4 protein-coding genes are annotated in these 7,009 nt (G+C 39.7%); all 4 read left to right on the top strand.

Going from position 1 to position 7,009, the window contains the following annotated elements; all coding sequences use genetic code 11:
• Window positions 1–1,737 (top strand): HEAT repeat domain-containing protein (locus tag ACLL8Z_RS03980; protein ID WP_411273465.1); only part of this gene is annotated, 1,737 nt, incomplete at its 5' end.
• A gap of 97 nt (window positions 1,738–1,834) precedes the next feature.
• Entirely contained in the window at window positions 1,835–5,386 is a 3,552-nt protein-coding gene (locus ACLL8Z_RS03975; RefSeq protein WP_411273464.1) for a PVC-type heme-binding CxxCH protein, read from the top strand.
• 7 nt (window positions 5,387–5,393) lie between these two features.
• Window positions 5,394–6,305: a sugar phosphate isomerase/epimerase family protein gene (locus ACLL8Z_RS03970; protein ID WP_411273463.1), complete on the top strand. Its 912-nt coding sequence runs from the start codon at window positions 5,394–5,396 to the stop codon at window positions 6,303–6,305.
• A 12-nt stretch (window positions 6,306–6,317) separates the two neighbouring features.
• On the top strand, window positions 6,318–7,009 hold a 692-nt coding region (locus ACLL8Z_RS03965; protein WP_411273462.1), incomplete at its 3' end, for a Gfo/Idh/MocA family protein.

Here is a 7,009-nt window from a genome sequence, read left to right as displayed (position 1 = left end):
ATCTTCAGAATTACACCTAAAGAATCTAAAGCACAAAACTTTAATGGCCGTTATGATGATTTAAGTGAGATGAGTGATAAACAGCTGGTTGAATTTCAAACAAGTAAGAGCGACTGGCATGCCAGAAGAGCAAGGGTTATTTTACAGTATCGTGCTTCCAAAGGAACGTTTAAAAAATCGACCCATAAACAGTTGCTTCAAATTTATAAAAAACATGCCAATCCCGATTATAGATTAAGGGCGATGTGGGCTTTGCATGTCACTAAAAGTTTTACAGAAAATATGCTTACAGAAGCGCTTGATGATAAAGATGAACACGTTCGTTCATGGGCAATTCAGCTGCTGTGCGAAGATAAATCCCCTTCGGAAAAGGCGTTGGAGAAATTTACAGAAATGGCCCGCCGGGATGCTTCACCTGTAGTGCGTTTATACCTGGCTTCAGCAATGCAGCGTATTAATAAAAATGCACAGTGGAATATTGCGGCAGAACTGGTTAAACATGGTGAAGATGCCGGCGATCATAATCTTCCAAAAATGATATGGTACGGTGTTGAACCGCTTATAGCTGGGAACCCCGTACGCGGACTTGAACTGGTTTCGAAAAGCAAAATCCCAATGGTAACAGAATTTGCGGCAAGACGTGCGGTAGATGCAAATGCCATCAGTGAGTTGGTTGAAGCGCTGGGTAAATATCCTGAAAATCGATTAAGCCTGATGCATGGCATGATGAATGGTTTGGAAGGGCGTACTGATTTAACACCTCCTGCTACCTGGAAAACAGTATATGCCAAATTACAGCAATCAGACGGAAAAGTAGCACAACTTGCCGGGGAGCTTGCCCAACAGTTTGGTGATACGGAAGCGGCAAAGGTATCTTTAGACCTGTTGAAAAATAAACAGGCTTCCGCTGATAAAAGGCGTAAAGCACTTCAGATATTGGCAGCCCAGCAGCGTCAGGAATTGTTAAAGGAATTGCCTGCGTTATTAAATGAGGAAGAGGTAAGAATTGAAGCTATTAAAGCTGTTGCAGCGTTTGAGAATGAAAACTTAGGTAAAATTTTACTGAAAAAATATAATGCTTTTTCGGCGGCCGAAAAAATAGAAGTGGTACAAACGCTGTCCTCACGCCCAAAATACGGCTGGATTTTAGCCAATGCCATTAAAGATAAAACAATTCCTAAACGAGACATTCCGGCAAACACCGCAAGACAGTTAAGGCGGGTTGTGGGCAGCGGATTTGTTGAAATATGGGGTCCTATTGATGAAGTTCCAAATGATAAAATAGCGTACGCAAAATACCAAAGCCTGCTTACAGATAAAGCCATGGTTAATGCGGATTTTAAGAAAGGAAAGGTGCTTTTTCTGCGTACTTGCGGGCCCTGTCATAAACTGAATGGCGAGGGAGTAAATATAGGTCCTGATCTTACAGGCTCTAACCGTCCCAATTTAGATTACCTGCTTTTTAATGTGCTAAATCCAAGCGGCGAAATTCAGGATGCCTATAAACTGGTCGTGATAACTACACGTGATGGACGTACTTATTCAGGTAATGTGGTTTCAGAAAACGAACGGCAAATAAAATTCAGAGTTGTTGGACAAGAATCTCTGGTAATTAATAAATCCAGTATTCAGTCCCGTGAGGTAACGCCTGTTTCTATGATGCCTCAGGGCTTATTTGAAACATTATCAGATACGGAAATCATTGATTTAGTAGCGTATCTGCGTAAAGTGGATTAGTAAGTTTTGACAATTGAAAAAATAGATTGTATAAGAGTTTAAATCCATTTCTACCTTCTATATATTAGCAGTAAACAACTAATTATAATTTTATAAAATGAAAAAAATATTATTTTTACTTCTCTTTACGAGCTTGTTGTTTATTAGTGTAACCAATAAAGCGAGTTTATTGATTAGCGATTCCTTAAAAAGTGCCGTCAGGCAGCAAATTCCACGAAGAGCTGAGGTTCTATTTTTGGGCAGTACGGCTACACTTCATAATTCCTCAAAACTGTCTCCCTTGCTTAGTCTCTCTTTATTCAAATCAGGTATTAATATTACCTATACGGTTGACACAAATGATTTGAATACTGAAAACTTGAGCAAATATGACGGCTTGATTATTTATGCAAATTATAACACTATATCTGCTGCTAAGGAAAAAGCTCTTAAAGATTTTGTAGAAGGTGGTAAAGGATTAATTCCTTTGCATACAGCATCCTCATGTTTCGCTAATTCGGCCTGGTATATTAAAGCAGTTGGAGGGCAGTTTAAATCACATAAGAAAGATAAGTTTACAGCCAAAATTGTTAACAGAAGCCATCCTGTTATGAATGGAATTTCCGAGTTCGAGACTTGGGAGGATACTTATGTACACAGCAATATTAATCCTGATATAACAATATTACAGGAGCGTGTAGATGATTCTGGTCGCGAACCTTGGACATGGGTTCGCAACCAGGGAAAAGGACGTGTTTTTTACACTGCTTATGGCCATAACGACAGCACCTGGACGAAGCCAGGCTTTCTGAAACTGGTTGAAAATGGTGTCCTTTGGGCGATTGGAGATAAAGTAAATGAGCAGGTGGCGCAATTAAATACTCCTTTAGCTATATATGAAGAGGCTGTAATTCCAAACTACGAAAAACGTAATCCGGCACCTAAATTCCAGCATGCTTTTACACCCGAACAATCCATGAAGTTAATGCAAGTTCCGGTAGATTTTGAGGTAAAGCTTTTTGCAGCTGAGCCAGATATTACCAATCCGGTTGCGATGGCCTGGGACGAGAAAGGACGTTTATGGGTGATAGAAACAGTAGATTATCCAAACACAATTAGCAAGGATGACGGAATAGGAGATGATCGGATTAAGATATGCGAAGATACAGATGGTGATGGAAAAGCAGATAAGTTTACTGTTTTTGCTGACAACTTAAACATACCAACCAGTATTGTATTTATTAATGGTGGGATAATTATCTCTCAAGCGCCTCATTTTGTATTCCTAAAAGATACTAATGGGGATGATAAAGCGGATGTACGACAGAACATAATAAGCGGTTGGGGAAAAAAGGATACCCATGCCGGCCCTTCAAATCTGAAATATGGATTTGACAATAAAATATGGGGAGTTCTGGGCTATTCAGGTTTTGACGGTATAGTAGGTAGCAAGGCTATGAAGTTTAACCAAGGCGTTTACCGTTTCACACCTGATGGCAAAAATTTGGAATATTTAGCCAGTACCAGTAATAATACCTGGGGTTTAGGCTTCTCAGAAGAAAATGATGTGTTCATCTCTACTGCTAATAATACACATAGTGCTTATTTCTCTATGTCAAGTCAGTATGTGAAAAGAGTTTTAACTGGCTTATCCGTACAACCTGTAAAAAAGATAGATGGGCATTACGAAATGCATTCAGTAACTCCCAATCTAAGGCAGGTTGATGTTTTTGGTGGGTTCACAGCAGCCGCCGGGCATAATTTGTATACTGCCAGAAATTTCCCAAAAACATACTGGAACCGTATTGCTTTTATTAGTGAACCTACAGGACGAGTTGTTCACAATGCTATACTGGAACGTCAGGGAAGCGGATTTGCAGAAAAAGATGGATGGAATTTGTTGGCCAGTTCTGATGAATGGGTTGGGCCGGTTCATGCCGAAGTAGGGCCGGACGGGGCAGTATGGATTGCCGACTGGTATGATTTTATAATTCAGCATAATCCAACCCCATCATCTGAACGAGGCGGATACCAGGCACAAAACGGTGAGGGAAATGCTTATATCAATCCTCTTCGCGATACAAAACGTGGCCGGATATACAGGGTCGTTTACAAGGGAGCTAAAAAGTATACGCCTATAAAGTTAGCTATAAAGGATTCTAATGGATTACTAGCTGCTTTAGAAAATGACAATATGTTCTGGCGTACTACTGCTCAGCGATTGTTGGTAGAATCAAAGGATCAAACAATACTTTCAGGACTTTACAAGATAATTAACAACCCAAAAGTCGATGAAATAGGACTAAACAGTCCGGCTGTTCATGCTTTGTGGACAATGCATGGCTTAGGGGTTTTGAATGGTTCAAATAGAGAAGCATTAGACATAGCGATAAAAGCATTGTCGCATTCGGCTGCCGGAGTAAGAAAAGCTGCCGCAGAAGTCTTGCCTAAAAGCTTACAAACATTAGAATCCATTCAAAAATCCGGATTGATAAATGATCCGGATCTGCGTACACGTATGGCCGCTATGCTGGTCATTTCAGATATGCCACCCTCTGTTGAAATGGGGAAATTGTTGTACCAAGCTAGTCTTAAATCCGAAAATGCCACAGACGAATCACTTCAGCAGGCTTTATTTGATGCAATTATCACTCATCAAAACGGTTTTCTAAATGCTTATCCTAAGAGCATTGATATAACCAATATAGAAGTCAAGGGTATGAATTTCAGCCAGCTTATTTTTAAAAGCCTGAATGAAGAAGTATACAAACTGGACAGAAGGAACCCCATATTGTTTCCTCCCAATGTTGCAGGTAAAGAAATTATTATCAAAGCATCATTGGATAAAGCTGATAAGGAGCTAAATGGTGTTATTATGGCGCAAGGTGGAAAAGAGGATGGATATGGATTGTTTATTCAGAATGGGAAGTTAAATATGCTTGTAATACAAAATGGCAAAAGATACATGGCATCATCTACAGACCCACTGCCGGAAAAATTTGATCTGCTTGCCAGGTTGACAAGTGATGGAGAAATAACGCTGAGAATAAATGAAACTCAGGTTGCTAAGACAAAAGCACCTTCATTGTTTACACGTCCTTTATCGGAGGGAGTACGTGTTGCTTCAGATTACAATAACGGAAATAGAATAGGCGATTATGAAGGAGTTTTTCCATTTGTAGGAAATATGCAAAATGCCTCTTTGACATTGAAGAGCCCAGTTAAGGCATCCCCATCCATGAATAAAACAACTTCAGTAAAAACAGTTCAAAATCCAGTAAAAACATCTCCTGTTACTAAAATTACCATTAAAGTGATTCAAAATGTAATGAAATTCGATAAAACATTAATCTCTGTAACGGCAGGACAAAAAGTAGTGATAAGCTTTGAAAATCCTGACTTTATGCAACATAACCTGGTTATTTTAATGCCTGGAACTTTACAAAAAGTAGGCGAGGCTGCCGATGCATTAGCAAGGAACCCAAAAGGGGCGCAAACAGATTATGTACCTCAAATGGAGGAGGTGCTGCATTCCAGCAAACTATTAAATCCTGACGAAAGTTTTACATTCCAATTTACTGCACCAAGCAAACCCGGCGATTATCCTTTTGTGTGCACCTTCCCAGGCCATTGGAGGATTATGAATGGAATTATGAGAGTCACCAAATAGATTATATATGAGTTTAAATATAAAGTTCGGCGTAAGCACCTGGCTTTGGACTTCACCGTTTAATACAGAAACCCTTGCTCTTTTTTCAAAAATTAAGAAAATGGGCTATGATGTTGTAGAAATTCCAGTTGAGGATCCGGCATTGATTGATGTTAAGAAAGTTAGGGAAGCTCTTTCAGAATATGACCTTAAACCGGTGATTTGCGGGGCGTTTGGGACAAGCCGGGACTTAACACATGATGATCCATCCTTTCATCAGGTTAGTTTTAAATATATCGAGTCTTGCCTGGATATATGCAGAGATTTAGATGCAGGCTTTTTATGTGGTCCTATGTATTCTGCAGTGGGTAAAGCCCGGCCCGTTTCATCCGAACAAAAGAAAATTGAATGGGAGCGGGCGGTGGTCAATCTCCGTAAGGTTTGTGGGATGGCTGCTGAGCGCGGGCTGGAAATTGCCCTGGAACCGCTCAACCGGTTTGAGTCAGATCTAATTAATACTACCGAAGATGTGATGAGTCTTATCGGTGATATTGACCATCCCGCAGCTAAAGTTTTATTAGATAGTTTTCACATGAATATCGAAGAACCGGATATTGAAAAAGCTATTCTTCTGGCAGGAGATAAGTTGATTCATGTTCAGGTTTCAGAAAATTATCGGGGAACTCCTGGAACAGGTCAAACTTGTTGGGATGCCTATTTCAGGGGATTGAGTGCAATCAGGTATCAGGGTACAGTATCTATAGAAAGCTTCACTCCCGAAATAAAAGAACTTGCTGGTGCCGTTTGTATATGGCGTCCCCTGGCGCCCAGTCAGGATAGTTTTGCTGAAAAAGGGCTGCAATTTTTAAAAACATGGGCTGCAAGTGCGAATATTAACCCTGCAAATCAAGAATCAATCATAAATAAGCTAACTTTTTAGAAAAATATTTTCATGAGCGGGAAAAAAATTAATATTGCTATTATCGGATTAGGATTTGGAGCTGAATTTATCCCAATTTATCAGAAACATCCTTTGGCAAACATGTATGCTATTTGTCAAAGAAGCCCTGAAAAATTAAATGAAATAGGGAATGCTTTTGGGATTGAAAATCGATATACAGACTATAAAGAACTTTTAAATGATCCTATTGTTGATGCGATACATATAAATACGCCTATAAATAATCATGCAGAACTTTCTTTGGCTGCCTTAAAAGCAGGCAAACATGTAGCTTGTACAGTACCTATGGCAACAACTGTAGAAGAGTGCAGACAAATTGTTCAAGCTGTTAAAGAAACAGGTCTCACCTATATGATGATGGAAACCGTTATATACAGCCGTGAGTTTTTGTTCGTAAAAGAACTTTATGAAAAAGGAGAATTGGGGAAAATACAGTTTTTACGTGCTTCGCACCAGCAGGAGATGGCGGGATGGCCGGGTTATTGGGAAGGCTTGCCTCCTATGCATTATGCCACACATTGTGTAGGGCCAGTGCTGGCACTTCCTAATGCTCAGGCCGAATATATTTCATGCTTTGGTTCCGGCACCATCGATTCGAATCTTATTTCTAAATATGGTTCTCCTTTTGCAATAGAAACTTGTCATATTAAATTAAAAAACTCAGATCTTTCTGCTGAAGTTAC

It is taken from the genome of Daejeonella sp. (genome assembly GCF_046590655.1).
Lineage (GTDB): Bacteria > Bacteroidota > Bacteroidia > Sphingobacteriales > Sphingobacteriaceae > Daejeonella.
This window is presented reverse-complemented; position numbering and strand designations above follow the sequence as displayed.

What these genes read in the sequence shown, in the direction of transcription:
- ACLL8Z_RS03970 (WP_411273463.1), top strand. Translation starts at nt 5,394, where the DNA reads ATGAGTTTAAATATAAAGTTCGGCGTAAGCACCTGGCTTTGGACTTCA.
- ACLL8Z_RS03975 (WP_411273464.1), top strand. Translation starts at nt 1,835, where the DNA reads ATGAAAAAAATATTATTTTTACTTCTCTTTACGAGCTTGTTGTTTATT.